Below are 26,528 nucleotides of genomic sequence, written 5' to 3' on the forward strand. Positions count from 1 at the left end.
CACCATGGTCGACGCGCTCATCATCGATGCCTGCAGAACGCCGCGCGGTATTGGCAAGGCCGGCAAGGGCGCGCTCGCAGGACTGCACCCGCAGCATCTCGGCGCCACCGTGCTGCGCGCGCTGGCCGATCGCACCGGCATCAACACCGGCGACGTCGAGGACGTCATCTGGGGCTGCTCGTCGCAGCGCGGGCCGCAGAGCGGTGATCTCGGCCGCATGTCGGCGCTCGACGCCGGCTACGACATCCGCGCCTCGGGCGTCACGCTCGATCGCTTCTGCGGCTCCGGCATCACCAGCGTCAACATCGCAGCAAGCTCGATCATGGCCGGGCAGGAGGACCTCGTCGTCGCCGGCGGCTGCGAGATGATGTCGATGGACGGCCGGCGCGGCGAGGGGCCGCTGATGATGGACGCCGGCAATCTGCATCTGCGCGCGCTGCATCCGCAGTCGCACCAGGGCGTCTGTGCCGACGCCATTGCCACCATGGAAGGCATCACCCGCGCCGACGTCGACGCGCTCGGGCTGGAGAGCCAGAAGCGCGCGGCGGCTGCGATCGCTGCCGGCCATTTCAAGAAGAGCCTGGTGCCGGTGCATCGCGAGGACGGCAGCCTCGCGCTCGACCACGAGGAATACCCCCGGCCGCAGACCACGGCCGAGGCGCTGGCCGGGCTGAAGCCGGCGTTTCCGGCGATCGCCGACTACGCGCTGGACGAGAAGGGCACGACCTATCGCAACCTGATCCTGCAGCGCTATCCCGGCCTCGAGATCGATTTCATGCATCACGCCGGCAATTCCTCCGGCGTCGTCGACGGTGCGGCGGCGATCCTGCTGGCGTCGCCGTCCTATGCCAAGGCCCATGGCCTGAAGCCGCGGGCACGCGTCGTGGCGATGGCCAATATGGGCGATGACCCGACCCTGATGCTGAACGCCCCGGTGCCGGCGACGCGCAAGGTGCTGGCCAAGGCCGGGCTCAAGCTTGATGACATCGACCTGTTCGAGATCAACGAGGCGTTCGCCGTCGTCGCCGAGAAGTACATCCGCGACCTCGAGCTCGACCGCGCCAAGGTCAATGTGAACGGCGGCTCGATCGCGCTGGGACATCCGATCGGCGCCACCGGTTCCATCCTGATCGGGACGCTGCTCGACGAGCTCGAGCGGCGCGATCTCAAGCGCGGCCTGGTCACCATGTGCGCGGCCGGTGGCATGGCACCCGCGATCATCATCGAGCGGGTCTGAACGGTACATCTCCTCGATTTGAGGTGCGCGCCCGTTGCGGAGATTCCCGCGGCGGGCGCCGTCGTCTTTACTCCGGCAATTTGTGATTTTGGCGGTGGCGCAGTTGAGGCGCAGGATCGCGCGAGCCGCGGCGGTTCCACTTTCCGGACCAGTCAACCACGTTTCGACCGGAAAGGAATTCGCGCTTGTTCCGCTAGTTGCGACGGGTTATTGCCACGGCGAGGCCTCATCTTAGAAGAAACGGCTCTCCGTGCTGTCGACGCTGTCGCATATCATCGATCGCAAGGCTTCGAACCGGGTGGTCACGCGGCTGCGGGCACTGCTGCGCAGCAATGAGTTCTACCTGATACCGCTGGCCCTGGTGATCGGCGTTGCGACGGGTGCGATCGTGACGGTGATGAGCCTGATCGCGCAAGTCGCGCATGTGGTCATTTACGGCATCCCGATCGATGTCCGGCTCAGCGCTCATACCTGGGTCAACCCGGTGGTCGCCCTGATCGCACCCGCCTGCGGCGGCCTTGCGCTCGGCATCATGGAATGGCTGCGGCGGCGCTGGAAGATCGCGGCCGCGGTCGACCCCGTCGAGGCCAATGCGCTGCGCGGCGGACGGCTGTCGATGCGTGACAGCATCGTGGTGAGCGGCCAGACCCTGGTCTCCAACGGCTCCGGCGCGTCGGTCGGGCTCGAGGCCGGCTACACCCAGATCGGCGCCGGCGTCGCCTCGCTGCTTGGGCAGTATCTCACGCTCCGCCGCAACGATATGCGCCTCATTCTCGGCTGCGGTGCGGCCGCCGCCATTGCGGCCGCCTTCGGCGCGCCGATCACGGGGGCGTTCTATGCCTGTGAGCTGATCGTCGGCGTCTACTCCGTCGGCAGCGCGGCGCCGATCCTGGCGGCCTCGCTGGCGGGTGCGCTGACCTCGCAATATCTCGCCGGCGCGCCGTATTCGCTGGAGGTCGCCAAGGTCGGCGCGGTCGGCTTCGAGCAATACATCGCGTTGTTCGTCCTGGCGCTGCTCGTCGCCGGCATCGGCATCCTGGTGATGCGTGCCTCGCCGACGGTCGAGCGGCTGTTCGTCCGCATTCCGGTGTGGCTGCGCCCGGTGATCGGCGGGGTCTGTGTCGGCGCCATGGCGATCGTGACGCCGCAGGTGCTGGCGGCAGGCCACGGCGCAATGCTGCTCGACCTGCATCGCGAGATGGCGGTCGGCATGATCGCCACCATCATCGTGCTCAAGCTCGCCGCCTGCCTGATCTCGCTGGCCTCGGGCTTCCGCGGCGGTCTGTTCTTCGCCTCGCTGTTCGTCGGCAGTCTGCTCGGCAAGCTGTTTGCGGGCCTGCTCGCGCTGGCCGGCCTCGGGCTCGCGATCGACCCGCTGGTGGCGATGCTCACCGGCATGGCGACGCTCGGTGTCGCCATCGTCGGCGGACCGCTGACGATGTCGTTCCTGGTGCTGGAAATGACCCGCAGCGTCGACGTTACCGCCGTCGTGCTGGCCGCCTGCATCGTGACCTCGGTATGCGTCCGCGTCCTGTTCGGCCACTCGTTCTCGACCTGGCGCCTGCATCTGCGCGGCGAGACCATCCGCAGCGCCAACGATGTCGGCTGGCTGCGCAACCTCACGGTCGAGCGGCTGATGCGCTCCGACGTCGGGAAGGTGCCGACCACGACGAGCATCGCGGCCTGCCGGCGCGAGTTCGCGCTGGGCACGCGCCAGGCCGTGGTGGTGGTGAACAACAGCGACGATTATTGCGGGCTGGTCTCCTTGCCCGATCTGTTCTCGGGCGAATTGGATTCCATTGCCGACGAGATCCAGGTGGTCGAGCTCGCCAAATATTTCGACGTCGCGCTGTTGCCCGAAATGAACGTCAAGACGGCGATGAAGATCTTCGACGATTCCGGCGCCGAGGTGCTGGCCGTGCTGGAGTCAGAGAACAGCCGGAAGGTGATCGGCTTCCTGACCGAGTCCTTCGCGCGCCGCCGCTATGTCGAGGAGATCGACCAGGCGACGCGCGGCGTGCTCGGGGCGCTGTCGTGAACGCGTCCCATCGCCGCGACGCGTGATCCCTGGGCCGGCACCAGGGCAGGCTGACGGCCGATCGAGACGCGTGAGGACTGCATGACGAGACGGATGAGCACGGCTATCGTGGCCGCCTTGAGCGCGCTGGTGACGGCTGCGGCGACAGCACAGCCCGCGGTGCTCAAAGGCAAGGACGCGTTCGGCAGCTGGCAGGGCGATGCACCGGGCACGATCAGGCTGATCCGTCCCGAAGACCTGCCCAAACCGGGTGCGACGGCGTCCGCAGCCAACGTCTCCCGCGTGGTGCAACGACCGGCCTCCGCCGTGCCGAAGGTCATCGACGGTTTCAAGATCGCGCTGTTCGCCGAGGGGCTGAGCGGGCCGCGCATCATTCGCACCGCGCCGAATGGTGACATCCTCGTCGCCGAGACCCGGGCAGGGCGCGTCCGCGTGCTGCGCCCAAGCGAGGACGGCAGCAAGGTCGCGTCGAGCGAGATCTTCGCCGACCGGCTCGGCCATCCCTTCGGCATTGCGTTCTATCCGAGTGCCGATCCGCAATGGGTCTATGTCGCGAGCACCGAGCGCGTCATGCGCTTTCCCTATCGTGCCGGCGACATGAAGGCGCAGGGGCCGCTGCAGGTCGTCGTGCCCGATCTGCCGGCCGGCTACGGCCATTCGACCCGCGATGTCGTCTTCACCAGGGACGACAAGCGCATGCTGGTGTCGGTCGGCTCCGTCGGCAATGTCGGCGAAGCGCTGGGAGAGCCTGCCGGCGGAATCAGTGCCTGGATCAAGGCGCACCCGCTCGGCGCGGCCTGGGGTGGGGAGGCCGACCGTGCCGGCGTGCTCGCGTTCGATCCCGACGGCAACAACCGCAGCCTGTTCGCCACCGGCATCCGCAACTGCGTCGGCCTCGCCATCCAGCCCACGACCGGAACGCCGTGGTGCTCGACCAACGAACGCGACGGGCTCGGCGACGATCTGGTCCCGGACTACGTCACGCGGGTGAAGGAGGGCGGCTTCTATGGCTGGCCCTGGTACTACATCGGCGAAAACCCCGACCCGCGCCATGCCGGCGAGCGCCCGGACCTCAAGGGCAAGATCACCGTGCCCGACGTGCTGCTGCAGCCGCATTCGGCCTCGCTCGGTCTGACGTTCTACGACGGAAATCTGTTCCCGCCGGAGTATCGCGGCGACGCCTTCGCGGCGGAGCACGGCTCGTGGAACCGCTCCAAGCGCACCGGCTACAAGGTGATCCGGGTCAGGCTCAAGGACGGCGTGCCCACCGGCGAATACGAGGATTTCGTCACCGGCTTCGTCCTCAATGACCGCGAGGTCTGGGGTCGGCCGGTCGGCGTCACCGTGGCGCGCGACGGCAGCCTTCTCATTTCCGAGGACGGCAATGGCACGATCTGGCGCGTGAGCCGCTGAGCGCCGCACCACCACCTGTGACTCACTTCTTCGGCGCGCGGCAGTTGAAGGCGCGGCGGAAGCCGGCGGCGCGGGCGTCGTCCTCGGAGCAGAACCAGCGATCGGGCTCGGTGGTCGCGGGATAGCTCGGGCAGCCCTGCAGATGATAGATGCCGATGTTGCCGGTGACGCGCGCGCGCACCGCGAACTTGCCCTTGATGCTGCAGCCCGGCGGCGCGCTCGGCGCGTCCGGGAACAGCACGGCACGGATCTCGCGGTCGCGGTCGGTGCGGCAGGCGGCGCCGAGCAGGGCGCCGTCCTTCTTGTCGGTGCGGAACTCGGCCGGCGCGACGAAGCAGCCCTTCCAGAGTCCGCGCAGCGCCTCCTTGGCCGCGGCGACATCGTCCTTGACCCGCGCCTTCGCGGCCGGGTCGGCGCCGACGGCGAAACCTGCGCGCGCCATTTGCTGGTTGAGGCTGACCCTGTCGCCGTCGACGGTGCAGAGGCCGATCCTGCGGGTCTTGAGCGGCTTGTCCGGACCGAGATCGTCGCAGCGCACCGCGCGGCCGCCGATCAGCTTGCCGAGCTGCTCGCGCGCCTCGACGCCACAGCTCCAGGAATCGGCGTGATCGTCGATGCAGAGCTGGTCGACCTCCGGCGCATCGATGCCGTCGAGCCGGAACACCGTGTCGCCGAGCTGGATCGTGTCGCCGCTGCGCACCGTGGCGCTTGCGGCCAGCGACGCGCCGGTCATGCCGGCTCCCAGCACCATGGCCCCACACAACGACAACAGCCGGTCTCGCAGCCGCATGCTTCCTCCCGCAATCACATTCATCAAATACCCGGCCGAAGTCCTATCACAGCGCGCGTGAGTCTCGCCAAGGGCGGCGCGGAACGGTGCCGCCGGACGGCCACCTTGCGCGGGGGGCGGCTGCTACCCATCTGACCGGGCGAAGGAAATCTTGCCATGTTGGACTTTACCTCCGATCTCGCCGGCGATGCGCTGTCGCCGGCGCGTGCGTCTGACCCTGCGCCGGCCGATGACCGCGCGCTGCTCGACGCCTATTCCAATGCCGTCATCGATGTCACCGAGCGCGTCGGTCCTGCGGTCGTGCGTGTCGAAACCGGACCCAAGGCTGGGGCGACCGCCGGCTCCCGCGGCGGGCTCGGCTCGGGCATCGTGATCTCGCCCGACGGCCTCGTGCTGACCAATAGCCATGTGGTCGGCTCCTCCAAGAGCATCCGGCTGCGCGACGTCGAGGGCATCGTCACCGATGCGCAGGTGCTCGGCGTCGATCCCGACACCGATCTGGCGCTGCTGCGCGCCAATCACGCGCGCGACCTGCGCTACGCCGCGCTCGGCAATTCCAAGAGCCTGCGCCGCGGCCAGCTCGTGGTCGCGATCGGCAACCCGCTCGGGTTCGAATCGACGGTCACCGCCGGCGTCGTCTCGGCGCTGGGGCGCTCGATCCGCTCGGTGTCGGGCCGCATGATCGAGGATGTCATCCAGACCGATGCGGCGCTCAACCCCGGCAATTCCGGCGGCGCACTGGTGTCGTCGGCCGCCGAGGTGATCGGCATCAACACCGCCATCATCCAGGGTGCGCAGGGCATCTGCTTTGCGGTCGCGAGCAACACCGCGCAGTTCGTGCTGTCGGAGATCATCCGCCACGGCTATGTCCGCCGCGCCTATATCGGCGTGTCCGGGCAGACCGCGCCGGTGCCGCGGCGACATGCGTTGCTCGCCGGTGTCGAGAACAAGATGGGCGCGCTGCTGATGCAGATCGAGCCGGACGGGCCCGCGGCCCGCGCCGGCCTGCTGCCTGGCGACGTCGTGATCAGGCTCGACGGGGTCGAGATCAACGGCGTCGACGACCTGATCCGCGTGCTCGACCGCGACCGCATCGGCCGTACCATCGCGATGGACGTGCTGCGGCTGGGACGGCTGCGCGGCATCGACATCGATCCGGTGGAGCGCAAGCCGGCGGCAAGGCAGGCGTCTTAGCATTGCATTCGTGAGATGCTGAGCTGCAGCCACGACCACAGCTGTCGCCCCGGCGAACGCCGGGACACATAACCCCAGGGAGCAGTTTGAGGCAGGTGCGTCGTGAGCACCTCGCGCCACACGTCCGCCGCGGCGTATGGGTCCCGGGTCGGCGCCGCGCCGTGCTGTCGCGCGTCACGGCTTGCCCGGGACGACAGCGGTGGGTGGGTCGGATATACGCTTCAAACAGCGATTGGTATAAGGTCTCGTTCCCGCGGCGCGTCGCGCCCGAGTTCTGCGATCAGTTCGGTCCCTCCTGATAGTGCAGAGGGCGCAGGGAATGCCGGGTGAAGGCCTCACCCATGGCCCGCCTGCTGAAAAAATGCAGGCGGCAGGTACCACAGGCAAAGCCGATTCAACCGGCATTCCCTGCGCGACGGTCTTCACGCTTATACGCAGTCTCCCTGGTGCGCCGGGCTTGTTGGCCACCATTCGCGACAATGCTTGCGCATTGCGCGGGACACCAGCATCGGGGTGTCAGGACGCTGCGACTTCACGTCCGCAAGCGATCGTTCGTCCGCGCATCCGAAGACACACTGCGATCTCTCGCGGCCATCGCTCCCCGCCTCGCGTGTCGTGACGATCGCGCGCAACGCGCCTCCGCAGTGAGGCGGGATGCGCGCAGACAACCGCGATTTCTGGAAATACGCAGCATGTTTCTACCCGAAGTTCAAGGTGGCCATGGACCTTGCGGGACGCTGTCCGGAACGTCGGCTGGAGCCCAAATTCGGGACCGATGCACCGCTGGGCCCAAGACGGCTTGCTACACAGGATGGCCAGAGGGCGGCTGGTCAACGGTTAGCATCCACGATGATCTTAGCAAGCAACCACACTCCGAGACCAATGATCAGGATCGGAGCCAGTGGCCAAGGCAAGTTGAGAAGCGCCCAAAGCCCCCCTGCGAAGCACACGACCCCGCAAGCGACCCAGAAGCCTTCGATCCTGATGTCCATCTGCCAGCGGGCATACTCCGCCGCGAGGATGAGGATGCCAACACCCATGAGAAACCATTCCCAGGGCACCGGCACCAGCATGGCGATGCCGACCCAGATGAAGAACACGGCCCAGGCAACGGCGTCGATCTGCCCGGCGATTTCGGTGGACGATCCGCGATTGAACGCTGGCTGGCTGTTCATGCCTTTCTCCATTTCGTCGTTCGAAGGAACGAGCAACCGAAGACCTAGAGCTTGGGTTGCATGGACCGGATCATGGCCTGCGCTGGAACAAGGGCGGCAACTCTCCCCGACCCGGGGGGCGCAAGCGACCGATAGGCGGAGCTACTCCGACCACAGGATGTCGAAGCGGTTGAAGCCAATTGACTTCGTTACGAACTTGGGGGTCTTGCCGGACAGGCCTGCCAACGCGCCCGACGTGAACTTGATGAGGGCCTTGCCGGACCCGGCTAAGCCAACTGCCCTTCCGTCCTTCATCTCGATCGTTGCGGTTCCTTCCTGCATTTTGGTTAGGGCGAGACCCCCGGGCGTCCTGTGGACGCCGCCGACGAGGACCAGCTTTCCAGTTGGACCATCTCCGATCAAACTGAGCACAGAACACGCCACCATTGTAACTAATCGCTTGATCATGGAGTGTCCTACTGCGAAGTTGCGCGACCTTGATCTCAATACGAGCCCGCCCATTGACCGAGATCAACAGGGCAATCATGTGCGTCGGATGCGCACTCTCTAAGCTGGAAGGCGATGGGCCGCCCCCGGACCGCGCCGCCCGGGTCAATCCATCAACAATGAGGCCCGGTCAGGTCAGGCAAGCAGACGCATTTGGACCTCGGTCGACAAGTCGGGAAAGGGCACGTGCCGACATCGGCGGGGTGACCTTAATCTCTCATGCCATCAGAAACCTTGCACGACTTGAGACCGCGAAACCAGCCTTCGATCTCCTCGGACTTCATAGGATCTTTGTGAGCGCCCACTGAAGGGTGAGACGACACGGCATTCGTACACCCGACACACACCGGCGACTCAAAGGCGCACCAATTCTCTGCGGGGGATTTAGATGAATGCCTGAAGCAGTTAAGCCAAGGTGGCTCGGATGCGCCCATATGTCTGTCACTCCACGTAACAGGCTGCGACCGGAAATCTACAGTTTTTCGTGCGAGCGACCGCTGTTGTGGGCTGCTTGCAAGCCATGGCATGCGCGGCAGTCAGGACAAGATTCCTGCACCTTCTCGATGGCGCGGCGACATAGATCGACCGGCTTCTCTTGGCCGTCAGCCGCCGAGGCCAAGATCTTCTCGGCGAGGCATGCCATCAAGGAAGGTGTCCGCTTTGCTTCGGGTATCGTTCTTGCAGCGTCCGCCAGAACACCCCGCAATGCGGCGCGAGGATACGTTTGCGACCACTCGCTCTGCGTCAGCGCCATCAGTTCCCCCACAGACAGACAACTCACACTACTTACAAACGAAAATCGGCTGTTGAGCTTTGCTCGGCGCCTCGCGTTCGAAAATTGGGCCGTCGAATGTGACATTCGACGGCCCAATTCGTTCGGTGTCACTGGTGAACGATCCAGGGGCGGTCACACCGAGGAGACGAAAGTATAATTAGGTCATTGAAAGCCGGACATCTTGGCTATCTCGACTTAGGTATCTCGATGCGCTTCGCGGAGGCGGGTAGTTTCCCCATTTCATTCTCGATCAGCCGGAGCAATATGCGGCTCTTATGCGGATCCGTCTCCTCTCGCAGGAGCGCTTTGTAGTGAACCAGGTTCTGGTTGACGATGAAGCTTTCCAAGTCAGTCATTCGAGCCTCGCCTTCCCACGCATCATTTATAAGGTATGCGGTGCGCGAGGCAGAACCATTTTCAGTGCCCAAATCCTGCAGACATTGCTCAATGCGCGCCGGGGGGCGTCCCCAACCGCCCTTGGCGTGCTCAATCTCGGTAGTCCGCATTGGGGCGCAAGCCGCTGCTTGGCGTTGGACTGCGGTAGATCGGCTCTGGCCTGAAGAACGGACATCGCGTTCGGGGCCGGGCGGCGCCTTGGGCCAGACGGAACCCGACAAGCGCTGCTCCATCGCCCTCCAGGGTCCCTCGCATTGTCCGATGTCAATGCTGCCGGGACCAGAGGATTAAGCTCCCGACCCGAAAGTCGTGCCGAGAGGAGGCCGCCATGTTGTTTGGTCCGTGTGGTTGATGACTCGATCGCCGTCGTTGTCGCGACGCCACCTGCTTTGCGCCGGCGGCGCGGGCTTTGTGTCCGCGATGGTGGGCACGCTGGTCGGGAGCGGGCGGAGCGCAAGGGCTCAGGCACTCGGCGGAGCCGTGCCGCAGGTCGATCGCTTGAAGGTTCGCATGGTCAGCGACATCATTGTCCGTCGCTTCGGGATATCGCAAAAGCTCGGTGACCTCTCGATCGCGCGCATGCAGGGCAATGAAACACCGGATGCGCCGCCCCGCGCCACCCTGGTCGGGGAATGGGGCCTCTCGATGCACGCTGAATCCCAGCGTGACAATGAGGTCCGCAATATCCTCGTCGATTTCGGATACAATCCGGTCACGCTGCTGACCAACATGGAGATCCTGAAGATCCAGCCCGAGGAGTTCGACGCGCTCGTCCTCAGCCATGGCCATTACGATCACTTCGGCGGCATGGTGGGGTTTCTCTCCGCGACAAAGGGCAAGCTCAAGAAGGATCTGCCCTTCTTTGTCGGCGGTGAGGACTGTTTCTGCACGCGGACCGTCGGGAATGGTGGTCAGTTCGGGGCGCTCGATCGCCAGGCCATCAAGGAGTCGAACCTCATCCTGATGATGGCGGACGGGCCGGCCGTCGTTGCCGATCATGCGTTCACGACGGGCAAGATCGCGCAAAGCAGCTTTGAAAAGCCGCTCAGTCCCAGTCGCGAGAAGGTCGGCATCGCCAATGGATTCGGCTGCTTCCCGGACAAGGTCTCGCCGGCGAAAAACGCCGGCGAGTTCGTCGTGGACGACTTCGAGCACGAGATCGGGACCAATTTCCTGCTGAAGGGAAAAGGTCTGGTGATTCTGACCTCGTGCAGCCATCGTGGCGTCATCAACACCATCAGGCAGGCCCAGCGCGCATCGGGAGTTGACAAGGTTCACGCGGTGATTGGTGGCTTCCACCTCGTGCCGCCGCTCGACGATGCCTACTTCAAGCAGGTCATCGCGGAGTTGAAGGACATCAACCCTGATTACCTCATGCCGGCCCATTGTACGGGCGAGCCGTTCTACGACATGCTCCGGCGCGAAATGCCGGGGAAAGTGTTCCAGTCGAACGTCGGAACGCTCTATACGTTTACGACCTAGGTGGTTGCCCCACCTTCGCGACGGGCTGACCATCGGGACCATGCGCCGCGTGCAGCGGCCGCCCAAGAAATAAGCTGAGGCGTCGGCGAGGGCGGCTGCCCGGCAATCGAGCAGCTTCAGGTCCTTTTCTCAAGTCATTGAAACGGTTGTCTCTTCCAAATCCGCGGCAAGCGCGAGCCGATTGTACACAATGGCACAGCGCTTGCTTCGTTACTTGCGAGCCATTCTCGCGGGGAGGCAATGGTCGCCATGGCGGACTCAATTGCATCGGGTGGAGTGAGCATCGCCGCCGAGCCCGAGCCGATCGCGCTCGACTGGGACGAGACGGCGCTGCTCATCATCGACATGCAGCGCGACTTCATGGAGCCGGGCGGTTTTGGCGAGACGCTGGGCAACGACGTCTCGCAGCTCGCGCGCGCCGTGACGCCGATCGCGAACGTCCTGGCGGCGGCGCGCAAGATGGGCATGCTCGTCATTCACACCCGCGAGGGCCACAAGCCGGATCTGTCCGATGCGCCGCCGGCCAAGGTCGAGCGCGGCGCGCCATCCCTTCGCATCGGTGATCCCGGCCCGATGGGGCGCATCCTCATTCGCGGCGAGGCCGGGCACGACATCATTCCCGCGCTCTATCCCGTCGACGGCGAGGTCGTGATCGACAAGCCGGGCAAGGGCGCATTCTACGCCACCGAACTCGGTGAGGTGCTGAAGCATCACGGCATCGAAAACCTGCTGGTGTGCGGCGTCACCACCGAGGTCTGCGTCAACACCACCGTGCGCGAGGCCAATGACCGCGGCTATCGCTGCGTCGTCGTCTCCGACGGCTGTGCGTCCTACTTTCCTGAATTCCACGAGATGGGCCTGAGGATGATCAAGGCCCAGGGCGGCATCTTCGGCTGGGTCGCTGACTCCGCCGCGGTTCTGAAGGCGATGAACTGAGAGATGAGCCGAGAGACGAGTTGAGACGGATGAGTTCGACGATGTAGGCGCTGACAGCAACAGGGGAGCAAGGCGATGAGCGGAAGCGGGACGGCAAGCGCGGTCAAGGCGGATTTCAAGCCGGTGCTGTGGACACCCGGCGATTGGAACGCATTCTTCGGTTTCGGCACCAACATCCTCGTCAACATGCTCGTGCTCACCGGGCTCTTGCGCTTCGTGCTGAAGATGCCGGACAGCCTGGTGTTCGGTCGCATCCTGCCGGCGCTCGGCCTGATGATGTGCCTGTCGACGTTCTACTACGCGTTCCTCGCCTACCGCCTCGCGCAGAGGACCGGACGCAGCGACGTCTGTGCGCTACCCTCGGGGGTCAGCGTGCCGCACATGTTCATCGTCACCTTCGTGATCATGCTGCCGATCACCTTGAAGACCGGTGATCCGCTGAAGGGTTGGTCGGCCGGCCTCGTCTGGGTGTTCTTCCAGAGCTTCATCCTGATGATCGGCGGCTTCATCGCGCCGTATATCCGCAAGATCACGCCGCGCGCCGCGCTGCTCGGCACGCTCGCCGGCGTCTCCGTCACCTTCATCTCGATGCGCCCGGCGCTCGAGATGTATATGACGCCGCAGATCGGCCTGGTGTGCTTCGCCATCATTCTGGTGAGCTGGTTCGGCGGCGTGAAATATCCGAAGGGATTGCCGGCCGGGCTCGTCGCCATCGCGGTCGGCATGATCATCGCCTGGGGCTCGAACCTGTTCGGCCTCGGTCTCGGCGGCCTCAGCGTCAAGGGCCTCAGTGACGCCTTTGCGAGCTTCGGCTTCTCGGTGCCGCTGCCAGCGTTCGGCACGGTGTTCTCAGGCTTCGAATATCTCGGCGTTATCCTGGTCACCGCGATCCCGTTCGGTATCTACGACCTCGTCGAGGCCATGGACAACGTCGAGAGCGCGGAAGCCGCGGGCGACGAATATCCGACCACGCGCGTGCTGACCGCCGACGGCATCGTCAGCCTGATCGGCTGCATGATGGGCAATCCTTTTATCAACGCGGTCTATATCGGCCATCCCGGCTGGAAGGCGATGGGCGGCCGCATCGGCTACTCCGCGGCGACCGGGCTGATGGTGATCGTGCTGTCCTGGCTCGGCATCATCTCGGTGCTGCTGGCACTCGTGCCGGTGGTCGCGATCTCGCCGATCCTGCTCTACATCGGCATGCTGATCGGTGCGCAGGCGTTCCAGACCACGCCGGTCAAGCATGCGCCCGCGATCGTGCTCGCCTTCACGCCGCATCTCGCCGCCTGGGCCAAGCTGCAGATCGACACCATGCTGGCCTCGACGGTGACGGCGGCACAAACCGTAGGCGGCCTCGCCGCCGACAAGGTCGATGCGGTCAAGACCGCTGCGATCGCCGCGCTGCCGCAGCAGGGCGTGCTCTATCATGGGTTGGAGGTGATGGGCGGCGGCTCGATTCTCGCCGGGCTCGTGCTCGGCGCGATCGGCGTGTTCGTGATCGAGCGCGACTTCACCAAGGCGGCGGCGTTCGCGCTCGCCGGTGCCGTCATGACCTATTTCGGCTTCATGCACGGTGAAGCGGTCGGCATCGGCGGCGGCCTCGGCGTGACGCCCGCGGTGGCGCTGGCCTATGTCGTGGTCGCCGGCGGATTGTTCGCGCTGGGCCGGCTCGGCATGTCCGAGAGCTACGTTCCGCATGCGGAGATGCAGGCGGCGCCCGCGGAGTAGTCCGATGACGTCACGACCACCGTCATTCCGGGATCGATCGTCAACGCGCAGCCGCTTTGCGCCTTCGCGTTGCCGATCGCCCCGGAATGACGGTGGAACGCCGGCAGGGCGAACAGCGACGCATCCGGGTCGGTCCGATGCGTCCCTGCGCATGCGGATCGGTGAAGGAGAGGCGGGGCATCGCGGCTCCGTTGCCCCATCAATCCGATCTTGGTTGGTTGCGTCGTGGTTTGGTTCGACGCACTCATGGCCGCACCGCCGGCGCGTCCATCGGCATGCCACGCGCGCGCGACATCAGGTAGAGCTCGAGCGCGATCATGTCGGGCGCGTCGAAGTCGAAGGCTTGCGCGCGGATGCCGGTCATGCAGCCGCGGAGGCGGCGCTGCAGCGAGCCCATGCCTTGCCATTCCAGCCGGTAGATCGGATAGCCTGTCGGCTGTCCCTGCGTGATCGCGGAGCCGGCAAGATGCTTGTCCCAATTGTCGTTGTGGCAGTTGCTGCAGGCGAGGTTGAGCTGACCCTGCCGCTGCATGAACAGCTCGCGCCCGCGCGCAACTGACGGCTCCAGCCGCGGATCGTCGCCGGCCGTGATCGGCATGCCGCGCGATTGCCGGGCGATCAGCGCCGTCAGTGCGAGCAACTCCCGGCTCTCAGGGGCGAACGGTTCAGCTTCCTGATGCTGCCTGCGGCAGAGATTGACGCGCTGGCCGAGATCGACCGAAGCAGCGCTGGCGGCATTGAAGGCCGGATAGCGCGCGGCGACGCCCTTCATGCTGACGTCGACCTCGCCATGGCAATCGTTGCAGGACTTGTTCGCCGTGCCCGCCTTCGTCGTCCACAGCGTCTCAGCATCGAGCACCGACAGCATCGCGGGATTGGCGGTGTCGTCGTCCTGCATAGCCCTGGTGTCGGAGGACATGAAGTCATAGCCGGAGCGGCGCGCGGATTCCGCAATCTCACCCGCGACGACGGGCAACGCTGCGCCCAGCAAAGCTGCGACCGCGAGAAGCGCGCTCCGCATCATTCGACCGTGATCGTCGCCGAGGCGCTGGCAACGAAGCCGTTGTCGCCGATCCATTCGAACTCGAAGCGGCCGCTCTCGCTCGCGGTGGTGAAGAACGACAGGAATGGATTGGCGGCGATGGCGGGAAACAGATCGGCCCGAAAGATCTCGGTGCCGTTGAAGCGGCAGGTGAAGCTGGTGATGATGTCGCGCGGGACGGCTTCGCCTGCGGCCGTATGGCGATAGCCCGGCTCCATGACGTGGCTCATCAGCGTCTTGATCTCGATGACGGCGCCGCGCTGGGCCTTGGCGGGAACGTTGACGAGGGCGGCAGGCATCACGGCATCTCCTCGGTGCAGGCGGCGAGCGTCACGATGACATCGACGCTCGCCGACCAGAACGAGCCGTCGGAGAGTCTTGCGATCGCCACGACCTTCTGCGTATCGGCGAGCCGGATGCGGGTCGTCACCTGGGCGCGGCCGGCGCTCGCTGTCAGGTGAAAGTTGGCGACGTTGGGCTGCGGATTCTTCTCGTTGAAGACGTGGATGCTCTTGACGTAGCTGTCAGGCGTCATCGGATGATCGACGCTGACGGTCATCGGCACGGTGTTGCCGTTCTCGACCAGCGGCGGGATGTCGAGCCGGACCTTGCCGACCGTCACATTGGCCTCGCCGACGAGATTGCGGATCGCCGACGCGAGCATCGCCGGCGTCGCCTGCGCAGGCCGGACCGTGATCAGCGGCAGCGCGCCGGCGGCGGTCAGCGTTCCCGCCAGTTGCAGCAGGTGGCGGCGCGAGATGTGGGACGATTCGAACATGCCAATCATATGGGCTCACTCGCGCAAGGTCGCGAGATAGGCGACGATGTCTTCGATCTGCTCCGCCGACAGGATCGGCTTGTCGCGCCAGGCGGAACCGACGCGCGTCAGCCCATCCACGCGGTAGTAGGACGGCATGATCGTTTCCGGATTGAGCCTGGAGGCATCGACCAGCCGCAGGCGGAGCTGCGGGACCGTCGAACGGCTGCCGGCCCCGGCAAGGCTGGGCGCGAGATCGCCCTGGAAGCGCACCTCCGCAAACGGGCCGGAGTGACAGAGGATGCAGGTCGAACTGCGTGCGAGGACGAGCGCGCGGCCGCGCTCGGCGTTGCCGGACTGGCCGGTGAGGGAGGAGGCGATGCCGTCGCCGGTGATCGTAGTGGGCGCGAGTGCCTGCGCCGTGATAGCGGCGGGCAGGGCGGCGACGATCGCGGCGATCAGAACGCTAGCCGAAGGCATCATGGGTCAGCGCCTTGAACCAGGCCGTCGCCGCGTCGGCCTCACGCGCGCGCGTCTCGCGCGGGGCGTCGACCGGGCTGCTCCGGCCGCCCTCGACCTCGGCGAAGATGTCTCCCTTGGGCTGATAAACGCCTGCCAGCGAGAACGCGTAGTCCGGCGCGACGATGCTGTAACAGATGCCGGTCAGCGGCGGCGGCTCCGACGGCCGTCCCGTCAGATCGCGCACGATCACGGCCGCACACGCCTTGCCCTGCGCCTGCGCGGCGCCGGCCGATTTCGGGATGCCGCCGCCGAGACAGGCGTCGCCGATGACGTGGACATCCGGGACGAGCTTCGAGGCGAAGGTCGCGGCATCGATCGGACACCAGCCGGTGCGGTCGGCCGCGCCGGCGAGCGAGGCAATGCGGCCGGCCTTCTGCGGCGGGATGATGTTGGTCACATCGGGATTGTAGTTGCCGAACTCGGTGACGACGGAGCGCGTGGCAACGTCGACGCCGGTGACGCGGCCGCCCTGCGACAGCGGGATACGCTCGATCATTCCGGCATAGAGCTGCTGCCACGCCTGCTCGAACAGCTTCTGCTGCGAGAAGCTGTCCTTGGCATCGAGGATCAGCACCTTCGACTTCGGTTTGTGCGTTTTCAGGTAATGCGCGATCAGGCTGGCGCGCTCGTAAGGCGCCGGCGGGCAGCGCGACGGATTGGCCGGCACCGCGATGGCGACGGTGCCGCCATCCGGCATCGCCTCGATCTGCTTCCGCAGCAGCAGCGTCTGCTCGCCGGCCTTGTAGGCGTGCGGCATCGCTTCTGATGCAGCTTCGTCGTAGCCCTGCAGGGCCGTGAAATCGAGATCGATGCCGGGCGCCAGCACGAGCCGGTCATAGGCCAACGTGGTGCCGTCGGCGAACGTGACCTTGTGGGCCGGCGCATCGATCGCCGTGGCCGTCTGCAGCACGACGCTCACGCCTTCGGCTGCGATCTTGTCATAGCCGAACTGCTGGGCACTGATATCGCGCAGGCCGGCGATGACCTCGTTGCTGAGCGGACACGCCGTGAAGGTCTTGTTGGCCTCGACCAGGGTGACGTCGAGCTTCGCATCCGCCTGGCGCAGCGCGCGGGCGCAACTGGCGCCGCCGAAGCCGCCGCCGATCACGACCACGCGCGCCATCGCTTGTGCGCGCAGCACGGCAGGGGCGGCGATCATGGCAACGCTTGCCGCGATCAGGCCGCCGACCTCTCTGCGCGTGCGCTGCCGGGACATCGTCATCATCTTGCAATAGCACGGCGGCGGCCATTGTTCCCAACGGCTGCCGCCACGTGGGTCATGCGAAGGTGATGTTCTGGGCGCGCAGCGGCACCGAGCGGATGCGCTTGCCGGTGGCAGCGAAATACGCGTTCAGCACGGCGGGCGCGGCGACGCCGATGGTCGGCTCGCCGACGCCGCCCCAGAAGCCGCCGCTCGGGATCATGATCGCTTCCACCTTCGGCATCTCGCTGATCCGCATCGAGTTGTAGCTGTCGAAGTTGGTCTGCTCGATGCGGCCGTCCTTGACCGTGCAGCCGCCGTAGAACAGCGCCGACAGGCCGTAGACGAACGAGCCCGCGATCTGCCGCTCCACCTGCGCCGGATTGACCACGTAGCCGGGATCGGTCGAGGCGACGATGCGGTGGATCTTGATCTTGGTGCCGTCGATCACGGAGATCTCGGCGGCGCCCGCGACATAGCTGCCATAGCCATGGAGCTGCGCCAGCCCGCGATGAACGCCGTCCGGCGCCGGCGTGTCCCAGCCGATCTTCTCGGCCACGGCGTTCAGCACCGCGAGGTGCTTGGGATGATCGGCCATCAGCTTGCGGCGGAATTCCAGCGGATCCTGGCCGGCCGCATTGGCGAGCTCATCCATGAAGCATTCGAGATAGATCGCGTTCTGGTTCACGTTGACGCCGCGCCAGAAGCCCGGATTGATGTGCGGGTTGCGCATCGCGTGTTCGATCAGGAGGTTCGGCACGGAGTAGCCGATCGTGGCTTCGCCCGATGGCGCGAGCCCCTGGAAGGTCGCGGGGTCTTTGCCGTTGACCAGCGCGTCGGGCCGCAGGCTGAACAGGATCGACTGGCCGGAGATGCGCATGTGCAGCGCGGTCAGATTGTTGTCGGCGTCGAAGCCGCCGGTCAGCTTGCACTGCGTGATCGGGTGATAGCGGCCATGCGTCATGTCCTCCTCGCGCGACCACAGCAGCTTGACCGGCGTGCCCGGCATCTCCTTGGCGATCTTCACCGCCTGGCGGACATAGTCGGTCTGGCCGCGCCGGCCGAAGCCGCCGCCGAGAATCAACTTGTGCACCTCGCACTTGTCCGCCGGAAGCCCTGAGGCTTCCAGCACCGCGGCGAACGCCGCCTCGCCGTTCTGCGTGCCGCACCACACCTCGCAGCGATCGGCCGTGTAGAGCGCGGTCGCGTTCATCGGCTCCATCGTGGCGTGGTTCTGGTAGGGATAGTCGTAGACCGCCTCGACCTTCTTCACCGCGTTCGCCAGCGCGGCCTTGGCATCGCCGTTCTCGTTGCCGACGAAGGCCGGCCCGGAGTCCAATCCTTCCGCGAGCCATTTGGCGATCGACGCCGAGGAGACCTTGGTGTTCTCTCCTTCCTCCCACACGATCGGCAGCGCATCGAGCGCCGTCTTCGCGTGCCACCAGGTGTCGGCGACCACGGCCACGGCGGTGCCGTCGATCGCCACCACCTTCTTGACGCCCTTCATGCCGGCGATCTTGGCCTCGTCATAGCTCTTCAGCTTGCCGCCGGTGACCGGACAGTCCTTGATCGCGGCGTTGAGCATGTTCGGCAGCTTCATATCGGCGCCGTAGATCATCGCGCCGGTGACCTTGTCGGCGGTGTCGAGCCGTCTCACGCCCTTGCCGATCAGGGTCCAGTCCTTCGGATCCTTCAGCTTGACGTCGGCAGGCGGCGTCAGCTTCGCGGCGGCTTCCGCCACCTTGCCGTAGGTCGTCGTGCGGCCCGAGGCCTTGTGGGTGATGACGCTGTTGGCGGCGGTGCATTCGGCCACCGGAACCTTCCATTCGTCGGCGGCCGCCTGGATCAGCATCATGCGCGCGGCGGCGCCGCCCTTGCGGACGTAGTCCTGCGAAGAGCGGATGCCGCGGCTGCCGCCGGTGGAGAAATCGCCCCACACGCGCTTGCGGGCGACGTTCTGGCCGGGCGTCGGATATTCGGTCGTCACCTTGCTCCAGTCGCAGGCAAGTTCTTCCGCGACGAGCTGAGCGAGACCGGTGAGCGAGCCCTGGCCCATCTCCGAGCGGGCGATGCGGATCACCACGGTGTCGTCGGGCCGGACTACGACCCAGGCATTGACCTCGGGCGAGCCATCCGCGGCGCGCACGATTTGCGGGCCGCCGAACGGGATGTCGAGGCCGAGCGCGAGGCCACCGCCGAGCGCGGCGGTGCCGATGACGAAGGACCGGCGGTTGAGGCGCGGCGTCACATGCTGGTTCATGCCGTCCTCCTCAGGCGTTGGCAGCGGCGTGGATCGCCTCGCGCACCTGCGCGAAGGTTCCACAGCGGCAGATGTTGGTGATGGCGTCGTTGATGTCCTGGTCGCTCGGCTTCGGATTGTCCTTGAGCAGCGCGACGACGGCCATGATCATGCCGCTCTGGCAGTAGCCGCATTGGGGAACGTCGTTCTCCAGCCACGCCTGTTGCACCTTGTGCAGGCCGCCGTCGCTGGCGAGTCCCTCGATGGTCGTGATCTGCTTGCCCTGGGCCTCGGAGACGGTGACGCCGCAGGAACGCACGGCGGTGCCGTCGAGATGCACGGTGCAGGCGCCGCATTGTGCGATGCCGCAGCCATATTTGGTGCCGGTCAGTCCGGCGTTCTCGCGGATCGCCCACAGCAGCGGCGTGTCGGGCTCGACGTCCAGAGCATAGGATTGTCCGTTGATCGTCAGGTTTGCCATCGCAGATCCCTTTCGTTCAACTCGCCAGTTGAACAGAGGGCGGCAATGTGGCGCGAACGTTTGCATCCTTCAAATCAAGAATATGCGTTTGCCGCGCGGGAAGATTTGTGATGAGCCGGGGTTGTAGTTGCTTCGGCTCATGGGCCGCGCGGCGGAGCTACGGCAAGCCGCAGGAAGCTCATCACGCTGCCCAGCGCGGCGAAACCTGCGCCGAGGGCCAAGGCAAGGGTGGCACCTTCGCGCCCCGCAAGGCTGAAGCACAGGGCGGCCAGCGCCGCGCCCGTGGTCTGGCCGGTCAATCGGGCCGTTGCGACGATGCCGCTGGCGCCGCCGCTGCGATGGGGCGGGGCGCTCGACATGATGGCCTTCATGTTCGGCGCCTGGAAGAAGCCGAACCCGATGCCGCAGATCAGCATGCGCCAGACGATGTTCGCGATGCTCGGGTTCTCCGGCAGCATGGCCAGCAGCGCCATGCCGGATCCGAGCATCACCAGGCCGATGCCGCCGAGCAGGCCGGCGGGAAAGCGGTCCGACAGCCGGCCGGCGATCGGCGCCATGATCGTCACGGCGAGCGGCCAGGGCGTCATGAAGAACCCGGTCTCGACCTGCGAGCGTTGGAGAATGTCCTCGAAGTAGAACGGCAGCGACACGAAGCCGAGGCCCTGGACCGAGAAGGAGCATACGGCGGTCGCCGCCGAGAGCGCGAACACGCCGCGGCGGAACAGGTCGATCGGCAGCATCGGCGCGGGATGATCGGCCTGGCGGCGGGCCAGGATGACGCCGAGCACGAGCGCTGCGACCAGCTCGGCCACCACCATGGCCGGCGTCGCGCCATGCGCGGCGCTGCCGATGCCGGTGATGAACAGGCCGAGGCAGAGCGCAGCGAGCCCGGCGCCGAGGAAGTCGAAGCCGTGGTCGGCGCGCGGCGTGCGCGGCAGCATCTTCAGGCCGATGGCAATCGCGATCAGGCCGAACGGCAGGTTGATCGCGAACAGCCAAGGCCACGAGCCGAGCGAGAGAATGGCGGAGGCGATGGTCGGTCCGAAGGTGAAGGAGATGCCGACGACGAGCGCGTTGTGGCCGAGACCGCGGCCGAGCATCTTGCCGGGATAGACGTAGCGCACCAGCGCGGTGTTGACGCTCATGATGCCGCTGGCGCCCAGGCCCTGCAACGCGCGGGCGACGACCAGGGTCGGTAGCGACCACGCCAGCGCGCAGCCGACCGAGGCCAGCGTGAACAGCAGGAGGCCGCCGAGATAGATGCGCTGATGGCCGACGATCTCGCCGAGCGCGCCGAGCGGCAATAGCGTCGCCACCAACGCGATCTGGTAGATGTTGACCACCCAGACCACCTCGGCCGGGGAGACGTGGAGATCGGCCGAGATCGACGGCAGCGCGATGTTGGCGATGGCGACGTCGAGCGAGGCCATCGACAGCGCCGTGAAGATCGCGGCGATCGCCCAGGGCCGCTTGCCAGGCGGCAGGCCGTCGGCCGTGCCGTTGCCGGCGAGCTTCGAAGCGTGGTGGCGGTTGGACATGGAGACCTTTGGGGACCTTCGGCTCGCGGGGCGCGTCCGGATCAGCATGTACACTCGAACAGACGGGCGCCCCAGCCGTCGCGGGCGCATGGCGGTATGCGCCCGGTCGCAAGGAACGGGTTGAAGCCGGCTACACGCCCGGCCGCGCCAACCGCTCGATCGTCTGGTTGTGCCGCGTCAACAGCTCGCAGGCGTGGCCGATCTGGCGGGCGCGCAGGGCCTGCAGGATCAGGCGGTGATCCTGGTTGGTGCGCGGACGCCAGCCGGCATTGCGCGCCATCGCCAGCACCAGCCGCGAATTCGCGAGGCGTAGTCCGTCGAGGCTCGCCAGCAGCCGCGGCATCGCGCAGGGCGTGACCAGCGCGCGGTGGAAGGCGCGGTTCGCTGTCTCGAACTCCTGAATGGTCTCGGCATTGTCGGCTTCGATCAGCGCGAGCTCGATCGCGGCGAGATGCGTCGGCGTATAGCGCGGCGCGGCATTGCGCAGCGCGATCACCTCGAGCGCTGTGCGCATCTCGACGATCTCCCTGGTCGACTTCGCATCCAGCGGCGCCACCCGCACGCCGCGTCGCGGTGCCGCGACCACCAGATAGAGCGCTTCGAGCTGCCGAAATGCCTCGCGCACCGGCACGTGGCTGGAGTTGAACTCGCGCGCGACGTGGTCCTGCCGCAACGGCGCGTCGGGCGGCAGCGCACCGCTGACGATGCGATCGGTGATGGCTTCGGCGATCCGCTGAGCGGTGGTGAGATTCTCGTCCGGCATAGTCATAGATTATCTATCGAAAAAACCAATGCAGCGGAAGCTCTCGTCCGATACGGTGCTCAAATACAGAGAAATCATAGATAATATCTATTATAATCTATAATTTGGTGTGGAGCGAGCATGATAGATCGAAGCGGTGCGGGCCCTGATCGAATGGTGGTTGGCAATGCCATCCGTCATGACTGGACCAGAGACGAGGCCGAGGCGCTCTACCGCCTGCCATTTCCGGACCTGATGTTCCTGGCGCAGTCGGCGCATCGTCGGCAGTTCGATCCCACCCGCGTCGAGACGGCGAGCCTGCTCAGCATCAAGACCGGCGGCTGCCCGGAGGATTGCGGCTACTGCTCGCAGAGCGCGCACTACGACACCGGGCTCAAGGCGACGAAGCTGCTGGATCGCGACGAGGTGGTCGCCACCGCGCGGCGTGCCAAGGCAGCGGGAGCCGAGCGCTTCTGCATGGCCGCGGCCTGGCGCAGTCCGAAGGACCGTGACCTCGATCAGGTCTGCGACATGGTCAGCGCAGTGAAGGGTCTCGGCATGGAGACCTGCGTCACGCTGGGCATGCTGACCCCGCCGCAGGCGGAGCGGCTCAAAGCGGCCGGGCTCGACTTCTACAATCACAATGTCGACACCTCGCCCGAATTCTACGACCGCATCATCACCACGCGCACGCTGCAGGACCGCATCGACACGCTCGCGCATGTGCGCCAGGCCGGCATCAAGGTGTGCTGCGGCGGCATCATCGGCATGGGCGAGGAGGTCGACGACCGTCTCGGCATGCTGGTGTTGCTGGCCAATCTCGATGAGCATCCCGACAGCGTACCGATCAACATGTGGAACGAGGTGAAGGGCGTGCCGGTCAACGACACGGCCGCGCGCCCCGATCCGATTGCGCTCGTGCGATTGATCGCGGTCGCGCGGATCCTGATGCCGGCCAGCGTGGTGCGGCTGTCCGCGGGCCGGCAATATATGAGCGACGAGCTGCAGAGCCTGTGCCTGCTCGCCGGCGCCAATTCCATCTTCATCGGCGACGTGCTGCTGACCACGGCCAATCCGCAAGCCGACCGCGACGCCGATCTGCTCGCGCGTCTCGGCATGACCTCGTCGCTGTCGGCGCGCCCGGCCGTGCCGGCCGCCGCCAGAGAGAGCGCGGACGCGCCGTCCCCAGCCTGATTCGAGCCTGATCGCGATCTCGGGGCGACCGCGCCCACGGAACTGCCTTGTCGTGCCCGGTCCACGCCTGCGGCTGACCGAAACAGAGCGGAGCCATGTCCATGCCGTCCGACAGATTGGCGATCTATTCCGACGGTCTGCAGAGACTCGCGGCCGATGACCGGTTGCGGCGCCTCAGTCCACGGGCCGGTCTCGATTTCTCCTCCAACGACTATCTCGGTCTCGCACAGGCTCCGCGGATGAAGCGCGCGGTCGCCGCGGCCATGGAGGCCGGCACGCCGGTCGGTGCCGGCGGCTCGCGCCTGCTGCGGGGCAATTGCGAGGAGCACGAACGGCTCGAGGCGGAAGCGGCGCGCTTCTTCGGTGCCGAGAGCGCGCTGTTCTTCGGCTCCGGCTACATGGCGAACTTCGCCGTGCTCACCACGCTGCCGCAGCGCGACGACCTGCTGGTGCTGGATGCGCTGGTTCATGCCAGCACCCATGAAGGCGCGCGCGCCGGCCGTGCCGAGACGTGCCAGTTCAGCCACAACAACGCCCAGTCGGCCGAGGACGCGATCCTGATCTGGCGCAGGGGCGGCGGGGTGGGCCGGCCCTGGATCATCGTCGAAAGCCTCTACAGCATGGATGGCGATCTCGCGCCGCTGGCGGATTTGATCGCGATCGCCGAGCGCCACGATGCCTTTCTGCTGATCGACGAGGCCCATGCGACCGGGGTCCATGGCGCGCAGGGCCGCGGTCTTGCCGCAGCCTACGAGGGACGCGAGAGCATCGTGACCGTTCACACCTGCGGCAAGGCGTTGGGCGTCGCCGGCGCGCTGGTCACCGCAAGCCGCGTGCTGTGCGACACGCTGATCAATCGCTGCCGCCCCTTCGTCTTCAGCACGGCGCCGTCGCCGCTGATGGCGGTGGCGGTGATGGAAGCGCTTGCGATCCTGCGCGAAGAGCCGGAGCGGCAGCGGAGGCTGGCGCAGCTCGTCGCCTTCGCCCATGGCGCGATCGCCGCGCGCTTCGGTGAAAGCTGGTCGCCGTCGCAGATCATTCCCTGCATCGTCGGTAACAATGCGCGCGCGATGAACCTGGCTGCAGCGCTGCAGGCGCGGGGCTTCGACGTCCGCGGCATCCGCCCGCCGACGGTGCCGCCGGGCACGGCGCGGCTCAGGCTGTCGCTGACCTTGAATATCGACGAGGCGGCCATCGCGGCGCTGCTCGATGCGCTCTCCGACGAGATCGGAGGGCTGCGGCCATGACGCTGCGCATCGTGGTCACCGGGACCGACACCGGGATCGGCAAGACGGTGTTCGCCGCCGGCCTCACGGCGCTGCTCGGTGCCTGCTATTGGAAGCCGGTCCAGGCCGGCCTTGCCGAGGAGACGGATGCCCGCCGTGTCCAGCGGCTCGCCGAACTCGCCGACGACCGCGTGTTGCCTGAAGCCTATCGGCTGGCCGAGCCGGCCTCGCCGCATCGCGCGGCGCGCCTCGCAGGCATCAGCATCGATCCGCTCCGCCTCCGTCCTCCGCAGGCCGTCGGCCAGCCTGTCGTGATCGAGGGGGCCGGCGGGGTCATGGTGCCGCTCGATTCCGGAACGCTCTATCTCGATGTCTTCGCGCGCTGGCAGCTCCCGGTCGTGCTCTGCGCGCGCACCAGTCTCGGCACGATCAATCACTCGCTGCTGTCGCTGGCGGCGCTGCGCAGTCGCGGCATCGACGTGCTCGGCATCGCCTTCATCGGCGACGGCCACGACGACAACGAAGATACGATCTGCCGGTTCGGCGAGGTGAGGCGCCTCGGCCGGTTGCCCTGGGTCACGCCGCTGACGGCGCGATCGCTGCAGCACGTGTTCGGTACTCAATTCCAGCGCACGGATTTCGAAGGATGACGCGCAACGCAGCCTCGCCGATCTGGCATCCCTTCACGCAGCATGCCCTCCAGCCCGAGATGACACCGGTCGTGCGCGGCGAGGGCGCCTATCTCTTCACCGCCGACGGCAGGCGGATCATCGATGCGATCGCGTCGTGGTGGGTGGTCACGCACGGCCATTGCCATCCGCATATCGTGCGCGCGATCCAGGATCAGGCCGAGCGGCTGGATCAGGTCATCTTCGCCGGTCATACCCATGAGCCGGCCGAGCAGGTTGCCGCCGGGCTGCTCGCGCTGGTGCCGCCGAGCCTCACGCACGTGTTCTTCTCCGACAGCGGCGCCACCAGCGTCGAGGTCGCGCTGAAGATGGCGCTCGGCTATTTCAGGAACATCGGCGAGTCGCGCACGCGCATCGTGGTAATGCAGCATTCCTATCACGGCGACACCATCGGCGCGATGTCGGTCGGCGCGCGCGGCGTGTTCAATGCGGCCTATGAGCCGCTGCTGTTCGACGTCGCCGTCGTCCCGTTTCCAGCGCAAGGCAGGGAACAGGCGACTCTGGATGCGCTCTCTACATTTTGCGAGAAGGACCGGCCGGCCGCCTTCATCGTCGAGCCCTTGGTGCTCGGCGCCGGCGGCATGCTGATGTATCCGGCCGCGGTGCTGCGCGAGATGCACCGGATCTGCAAGGCGTTCGGCGTGCTATTCATCGCCGACGAGGTGATGACCGGCTGGGGCCGCACCGGCACGTTGTTCGCCTGCGAGCAGGCGGACATCGCCCCCGATATCGCCTGCTACGCTAAAGGACTGACTGGAGGCGCGATGCCGCTTGCGGTTACGCTGTGCAGTCCCGCCATCTTCGAGGCGCACTATTCGACCGACCGCGCCTGCACGTTCTTTCACTCCAGCTCCTACACCGCCAATCCGATCGCCTGCGCGGCGGCGAGCGCCAATCTCGAACTGTTGCGGCAGCCGCAGACGCGCGCCCGGATCGCCGCCGTCGCGGCCGCGCAGGAGCGCTGCCTCGACCGCTTGCGTTACGACGAGCGATTTGCCGACCTGCGGCGCTGTGGCACCATCACCGCGCTCGATCTCCACGCCGACGAGCCCGGCTACCTCGCCGAGGTCGGCCCCAAGCTGCAAGCCTTCTTTCGCGACCGCGACGTCCTGCTGCGTCCGCTTGGCCACACGATCTACGTCATGCCGCCTTACTGCGTCACCGCCGGGGATGTCGAGACGGTCTATGCCGCCATCGACGAGGCCGTCGATCACGTGCTCTGAGGGGCTGTTCTGCGGACCGCG

Annotated in this window: 24 protein-coding genes; 11 read left to right on the forward strand and 13 right to left on the reverse strand. The window is 66.4% G+C overall.

Annotation, left to right across the window (positions count from 1 at the left end; all coding sequences use genetic code 11):
- Positions 1 to 4: 4 nt before the first annotated feature.
- The 3 genes from QX039_RS09095 (at position 5) to QX039_RS09105 (ending at position 4,688) form a co-directional block, all read left to right on the forward strand.
- A complete protein-coding gene (locus QX039_RS09095) occupies positions 5 to 1,237 on the forward strand; it encodes an acetyl-CoA C-acetyltransferase (protein ID WP_315737116.1) in 1,233 nt (410 codons plus the stop codon).
- Positions 1,238 to 1,487: 250 nt separating this feature from the next.
- Positions 1,488 to 3,275, forward strand: a complete 1,788-nt coding sequence (locus tag QX039_RS09100) for a chloride channel protein (protein WP_315773086.1) — start codon at positions 1,488 to 1,490, stop codon at positions 3,273 to 3,275.
- Between the two features lie 81 nt (positions 3,276 to 3,356).
- Complete coding sequence (locus tag QX039_RS09105) at positions 3,357 to 4,688, forward strand: sorbosone dehydrogenase family protein (RefSeq protein ID WP_315773088.1); 1,332 nt, start codon at positions 3,357 to 3,359, stop codon at positions 4,686 to 4,688.
- A gap of 22 nt (positions 4,689 to 4,710) precedes the next feature.
- Here QX039_RS09105 and QX039_RS09110 read toward each other — a convergent pair whose 3' ends face one another.
- Positions 4,711 to 5,478 (reverse strand): thermonuclease family protein, encoded by a 768-nt coding sequence (locus QX039_RS09110; protein WP_315773089.1) that lies wholly within the window; start codon positions 5,476 to 5,478, stop codon positions 4,711 to 4,713.
- 156 nt (positions 5,479 to 5,634) lie between these two features.
- On the opposite strand from QX039_RS09110, the gene QX039_RS09115 reads away from it, so the two are divergent.
- A complete protein-coding gene (locus QX039_RS09115; RefSeq protein WP_315773091.1) occupies positions 5,635 to 6,672 on the forward strand; it encodes a S1C family serine protease in 1,038 nt (345 codons plus the stop codon).
- An 830-nt stretch (positions 6,673 to 7,502) separates the two neighbouring features.
- Here the strand turns inward: QX039_RS09115 and QX039_RS09120 are convergent.
- The 3 genes from QX039_RS09120 to QX039_RS09130 form a co-directional block, all read right to left on the reverse strand.
- Entirely contained in the window at positions 7,503 to 7,847 is a 345-nt protein-coding gene (locus tag QX039_RS09120; RefSeq protein ID WP_315737124.1) for a hypothetical protein, read from the reverse strand.
- A gap of 141 nt (positions 7,848 to 7,988) precedes the next feature.
- Positions 7,989 to 8,294 carry a hypothetical protein gene (locus tag QX039_RS09125; RefSeq protein ID WP_315772425.1) on the reverse strand — a complete coding sequence of 102 codons (306 nt, stop codon included), beginning with the start codon at positions 8,292 to 8,294 and terminating at the stop codon, positions 7,989 to 7,991.
- Positions 8,295 to 9,293: 999 nt separating this feature from the next.
- Positions 9,294 to 9,464 (reverse strand): hypothetical protein, encoded by a 171-nt coding sequence (locus QX039_RS09130; RefSeq protein ID WP_315772427.1) that lies wholly within the window; start codon positions 9,462 to 9,464, stop codon positions 9,294 to 9,296.
- 409 nt (positions 9,465 to 9,873) lie between these two features.
- Between QX039_RS09130 and QX039_RS09135 the strand changes: the two genes are divergently transcribed.
- The 3 genes from QX039_RS09135 to QX039_RS09145 all read left to right on the forward strand — a co-directional run bounded on the left by QX039_RS09135 (position 9,874) and on the right by QX039_RS09145 (position 13,653).
- Positions 9,874 to 10,986 carry an MBL fold metallo-hydrolase gene (locus QX039_RS09135; protein ID WP_315772428.1) on the forward strand — a complete coding sequence of 371 codons (1,113 nt, stop codon included), beginning with the start codon at positions 9,874 to 9,876 and terminating at the stop codon, positions 10,984 to 10,986.
- Between the two features lie 249 nt (positions 10,987 to 11,235).
- Positions 11,236 to 11,922: an isochorismatase family cysteine hydrolase gene (locus QX039_RS09140; protein WP_315772430.1), complete on the forward strand. Its 687-nt coding sequence runs from the start codon at positions 11,236 to 11,238 to the stop codon at positions 11,920 to 11,922.
- A 75-nt stretch (positions 11,923 to 11,997) separates the two neighbouring features.
- Positions 11,998 to 13,653, forward strand: coding sequence for a regulator (locus QX039_RS09145; RefSeq protein WP_315772432.1), 1,656 nt, complete (start codon positions 11,998 to 12,000; stop codon positions 13,651 to 13,653).
- Positions 13,654 to 13,897: 244 nt separating this feature from the next.
- On the opposite strand, the gene soxA is transcribed toward QX039_RS09145, so the two are convergent.
- The 9 genes from soxA to QX039_RS09190 form a co-directional block, all read right to left on the reverse strand.
- Positions 13,898 to 14,677, reverse strand: coding sequence for a sulfur oxidation c-type cytochrome SoxA (gene soxA / locus QX039_RS09150; RefSeq protein WP_409998881.1), 780 nt, complete (start codon positions 14,675 to 14,677; stop codon positions 13,898 to 13,900).
- A complete protein-coding gene (gene soxZ / locus QX039_RS09155) occupies positions 14,674 to 14,994 on the reverse strand; it encodes a thiosulfate oxidation carrier complex protein SoxZ (RefSeq protein WP_315772434.1) in 321 nt (106 codons plus the stop codon). The genes soxA and soxZ overlap by 4 nt, the downstream gene beginning before the upstream one ends.
- Entirely contained in the window at positions 14,994 to 15,473 is a 480-nt protein-coding gene (locus tag QX039_RS09160; protein WP_409998882.1) for a SoxY-related AACIE arm protein, read from the reverse strand. Before QX039_RS09160 ends, soxZ begins: the two co-directional genes overlap by 1 nt.
- A 15-nt stretch (positions 15,474 to 15,488) precedes the next feature.
- Positions 15,489 to 15,932, reverse strand: a complete 444-nt coding sequence (gene soxX / locus QX039_RS09165; RefSeq protein ID WP_409998886.1) for a sulfur oxidation c-type cytochrome SoxX — start codon at positions 15,930 to 15,932, stop codon at positions 15,489 to 15,491.
- Positions 15,919 to 17,196: an NAD(P)/FAD-dependent oxidoreductase gene (locus tag QX039_RS09170; RefSeq protein ID WP_315737703.1), complete on the reverse strand. Its 1,278-nt coding sequence runs from the start codon at positions 17,194 to 17,196 to the stop codon at positions 15,919 to 15,921. Before QX039_RS09170 ends, soxX begins: the two co-directional genes overlap by 14 nt.
- A gap of 55 nt (positions 17,197 to 17,251) precedes the next feature.
- A complete protein-coding gene (locus QX039_RS09175; RefSeq protein WP_315737132.1) occupies positions 17,252 to 19,435 on the reverse strand; it encodes a xanthine dehydrogenase family protein molybdopterin-binding subunit in 2,184 nt (727 codons plus the stop codon).
- A gap of 10 nt (positions 19,436 to 19,445) precedes the next feature.
- Positions 19,446 to 19,895 (reverse strand): (2Fe-2S)-binding protein, encoded by a 450-nt coding sequence (locus tag QX039_RS09180; RefSeq protein WP_315737133.1) that lies wholly within the window; start codon positions 19,893 to 19,895, stop codon positions 19,446 to 19,448.
- A gap of 137 nt (positions 19,896 to 20,032) precedes the next feature.
- Positions 20,033 to 21,433 carry an MFS transporter gene (locus QX039_RS09185; RefSeq protein WP_315737134.1) on the reverse strand — a complete coding sequence of 467 codons (1,401 nt, stop codon included), beginning with the start codon at positions 21,431 to 21,433 and terminating at the stop codon, positions 20,033 to 20,035.
- A 130-nt stretch (positions 21,434 to 21,563) separates the two neighbouring features.
- The gene (locus QX039_RS09190) at positions 21,564 to 22,196 is read right to left on the reverse strand and encodes a GntR family transcriptional regulator (RefSeq protein WP_315737704.1); all 633 of its coding nucleotides are present in this window, start codon (positions 22,194 to 22,196) and stop codon (positions 21,564 to 21,566) included.
- Positions 22,197 to 22,316: 120 nt separating this feature from the next.
- On the opposite strand from QX039_RS09190, the gene bioB reads away from it, so the two are divergent.
- The 4 genes from bioB to QX039_RS09210 all read left to right on the forward strand — a co-directional run bounded on the left by bioB (position 22,317) and on the right by QX039_RS09210 (position 26,507).
- Positions 22,317 to 23,369, forward strand: coding sequence for a biotin synthase BioB (gene bioB, locus QX039_RS09195; RefSeq protein ID WP_315737135.1), 1,053 nt, complete (start codon positions 22,317 to 22,319; stop codon positions 23,367 to 23,369).
- 101 nt (positions 23,370 to 23,470) lie between these two features.
- Complete coding sequence (locus QX039_RS09200; RefSeq protein WP_315737705.1) at positions 23,471 to 24,616, forward strand: 8-amino-7-oxononanoate synthase; 1,146 nt, start codon at positions 23,471 to 23,473, stop codon at positions 24,614 to 24,616.
- The gene (bioD, locus tag QX039_RS09205; RefSeq protein WP_315737136.1) at positions 24,613 to 25,245 is read left to right on the forward strand and encodes a dethiobiotin synthase; all 633 of its coding nucleotides are present in this window, start codon (positions 24,613 to 24,615) and stop codon (positions 25,243 to 25,245) included. Before QX039_RS09200 ends, bioD begins: the two co-directional genes overlap by 4 nt.
- The gene (locus QX039_RS09210) at positions 25,242 to 26,507 is read left to right on the forward strand and encodes an adenosylmethionine--8-amino-7-oxononanoate transaminase (RefSeq protein ID WP_315737137.1); all 1,266 of its coding nucleotides are present in this window, start codon (positions 25,242 to 25,244) and stop codon (positions 26,505 to 26,507) included. Before bioD ends, QX039_RS09210 begins: the two co-directional genes overlap by 4 nt.
- Positions 26,508 to 26,528: the final 21 nt, after the last annotated feature.

This window comes from Bradyrhizobium sp. SZCCHNR1043 (assembly GCF_032489675.1).
GTDB lineage: Bacteria > Pseudomonadota > Alphaproteobacteria > Rhizobiales > Xanthobacteraceae > Bradyrhizobium.